This window comes from Thermofilaceae archaeon (genome assembly GCA_038731975.1).
In the GTDB taxonomy this organism is placed as follows: Archaea; Thermoproteota; Thermoprotei; order Thermofilales; family Thermofilaceae; genus JANXEW01.
Map to the genome: position 1 here is coordinate 1 of JAVYQJ010000075.1, position 2,955 is coordinate 2,955.

Genomic DNA, 2,955 nt, shown 5'->3' on the forward strand with positions numbered 1-2,955 from the left:
CCTCAAGTGCTTCGAGTCGCAGATGCCCGTGCTGGGCGATATACTCAGCTACGTTGAGGGGCTCGCGAGAGCTCGGGGCTATCTCATCGGCGCTAAGTACGGTGAAGCATTCCTCGCTTCAAGCTTCCTACCCCAGCCGCTCGACAGAGCGCTATCGGCCCTAGAGCAGAAAGAATGAAAAATCATGCATTCGTTGTGATAGCAGCGCTACTACTTCCTCCCCATTATCACCAACACGTGGTGCGTGCGACCGTCGCTGAACGCAGGCACGATGTTTCCCTCGATTGGCACCCCATCGACGTAGATCTGCTTGACGCCCTTGCACACTCGCTCCTCATTGCGGACCTCGATCACATACTTCGCTCCCCTGAACCACCTCGTGACCTTGAAGCCCGGCCAATCGCTCGGGATGCAGGGGTCAATCAGGAGCCCATCGTAGTGTGGTCTCACGCCCAGGATCCACTGCGTGATGGCGACGAGGCTCCATGCCGCCGTCCCGGTCAGCCAGGAGTTCTTCGCCTCACCGTACCTCGGAGCCTCCGGCCCCGCGATCATCTGGGCGTAAACGTAGGGCTCGCAGCGGTGGATGTGGCTGATCGCCTCCCTCACAGAGGGGCAGATCCTCTTGTAATAGTCGAACGCGCGGTCACCCCGCCCGACGATCGTCTCCGCGATCATGATCCACGGGTTCGTGTGGCAGAAGATGCTCGCGTTCTCCTTGTAGCCCGGGGGATACGTCCCAATCTCACCCAAGTTGATGTAGTAGCGCGTGTAGGCCGGGTGGTGCAGCTTGATGCCGTGCGGTGTTGCAAGGTACTTGTACACCGAGTCTAGAGCCTTGATGGCGTAGCCGTTATCGAGACCTATGCCAGCCATCACGCAGATGCCCTGAGGCTCGATGAAGATCTTCCCCTCCTCACACTCCCTTGAGCCCACCTTCCTCCCGAAGGCGTCGTAAGCACGTAGGAACCATTCGCCGTCCCATCCGTGCTCGAGAACCCTCTTCGCCATCTCGTCCGCGAGCCTCCTGTACTTCTCCGCGTCGCTCTTCCTCCCGATGCGCTCCGCTATGGCGGCCATCTCCTTTGCCGCAAGGACGAAGAGGCCCGCTATGAAGACCGATTCAGCCGTCTTCCCGTCTGTCCTATCGGGTGCGGTCTGGAAACTCTCGTCAGGTGATGTGGAGAAGACGTTGAGGTTGAGGCAGTCGTTCCAGTCGGCGTGCCCGATCAGCGGTAGGCCGTGGGGCCCCAGCCTCTCAAGGATGTACTGGAAGCTCTTCTCCAAGTGCTTGTACAGTGGCTCCTCGGTGCCGGGCGTGTTGTCGTAGGGCACCATCTCGTCGAGGATCGAGTAGTCGCCGGTCTCCTTGATGTAGGCTGCGACGCTGAGCACCAGCCAAAGCGGATCGTCGTTAAACCCGCTGCCGATCTCCTTGTTCCCGCGCTTCGTGATCGGCTGGTACTGGTGGTAGCAGCTACCGTCGGGCAGCTGCGTAGCGGCGAGATCCAGGATCCTCTCCCGCGCCCTCTCCGGTATCATGTGGACGAAGCCCAGTATGTCCTGGTTGGAGTCCCTGAAGCCGATCCCCCGCGAAATGCCCGACTCGTAGAACGAGGCGCTTCGGGAGAGGTTGAACGTGGCCATGCACTGGTACTGGTTCCAGATGTTCACCATCCTGTTCACGTGCTCGTCGGGCGTCTCCACCTGCAGGATGGAGAGCAGCTTGTCCCAGTACTGCTTCAACTGCTCGAACGCCTCATCTACTCTAGACGGCCTCGTAAACTCTTCGATAACCTTTCTAACCCTGGACTTATTGATCTTGTTCGGCGCCTCAAACTTCTCGTCCTGCGGATTCTCAGCGTAGCCGAGCAGGAAGATGATCTCCCTGCTCTCGCCGGGCGCAAGCTCCAGGTTCACCTGGTGCGAGCCGATCGGGTACCATCCGCTCGCGATTGAGTTCCGCGACCTACCCTCCTCAACAACGATCGGATTCTCCAAGCCCCTGTAGGGGCCGAGGAACTCGTCCCTCGACGTGTCGAAGCCGGCGATCCTCTCGGAGCACGCGAAGAAGGCGAAGTGGTTCCTCCTCTCCCTGTACCCGGTCTTGTGGTAGATGACGCTCCCCTCAACCTCAACCTCTGCGAGGCTCAAGTTGCGCTGGAAGTTTGTCATGTCGTCGAGCGCGTCCCAGAGGCAGAACTCAACGTAGGAGAAGAGCTGGAGCTTGGCCGGCCTATCCCTCCTGTTCGTGATCTTCAAGCGCCAAACCTCCAGCGTCTGCCCCAGCGGGACGAAGTACGTGACTTGGGATTCGATCCCGGAGTACCTCGTCGTGATGATCGTGTAGCCCAGCCCGTGCCGGCACTCGTAGAACTCGGGTGGGCGCTTAACCGGCTGCCACGTGGCCCCCCAGTACTGCCCGCTCTCCGCGTCCCTGACGTATACGTACCGTCCGGGCTGGTCGAGGGGGACGCCGTGGTAGCGGTAGCGGGTGATCCTCCTGTACCTCGCGTCCCTGTAGAAGCTGTAACCTCCACCCGTGTTGGAGATCATGGCGAAGTAGTCCTCCTGGCCCAGGTAGTTGATCCATGGTGTCGGGGTATCGGGTCGGAGTATCACGTATTCGCGGCGCGCATCATCAAAATACCCGTACTTTCCCCCCTCACTTTCAGGCATTAATTAATTCTTAGGCGAAAGCGGTAAAAAAGTTTGCACCGAGCGCAGGCGGCCGCGCGGAGCGGTAGCTAGGGTTTCAGAGTCGGAGGCGGCCACACGGCGAGGATCTCCACGCCCGGCACCACGGGCGTTTTCAGCGTGGACCCGAAGAGCAGCTGGAGGAGGCTGGGGCGGGGTGCTTTAAGCTCCCTTAGAGGCGCGTCTGGCGGTAGCCCAGCCAGCTCCCTGGCGATGCGCGCGGCGTCGTCCAGCGTGCCGATCCGGTCTATCAGCCCG

General features: G+C 60.5%; 2 protein-coding genes. Both read right to left on the reverse strand.

Features of this window, described 5'->3' with window-relative positions:
* Positions 1-210: 210 nt before the first annotated feature.
* Positions 211-2,679 (reverse strand): hypothetical protein, encoded by a 2,469-nt coding sequence (locus tag QXF46_09570; GenBank protein ID MEM0227110.1) that lies wholly within the window; start codon positions 2,677-2,679, stop codon positions 211-213.
* A 68-nt stretch (positions 2,680-2,747) separates the two neighbouring features.
* A partial coding sequence (locus tag QXF46_09575; GenBank protein MEM0227111.1) for a hypothetical protein occupies positions 2,748-2,955 on the reverse strand: 208 nt, incomplete at its 5' end.

Coding starts and splice junctions, on each gene's coding strand:
- QXF46_09570 (MEM0227110.1), bottom strand. CDS start 2,679: ATGCCTGAAAGTGAGGGGGGAAAGTACGGGTATTTTGATGATGCGCGC.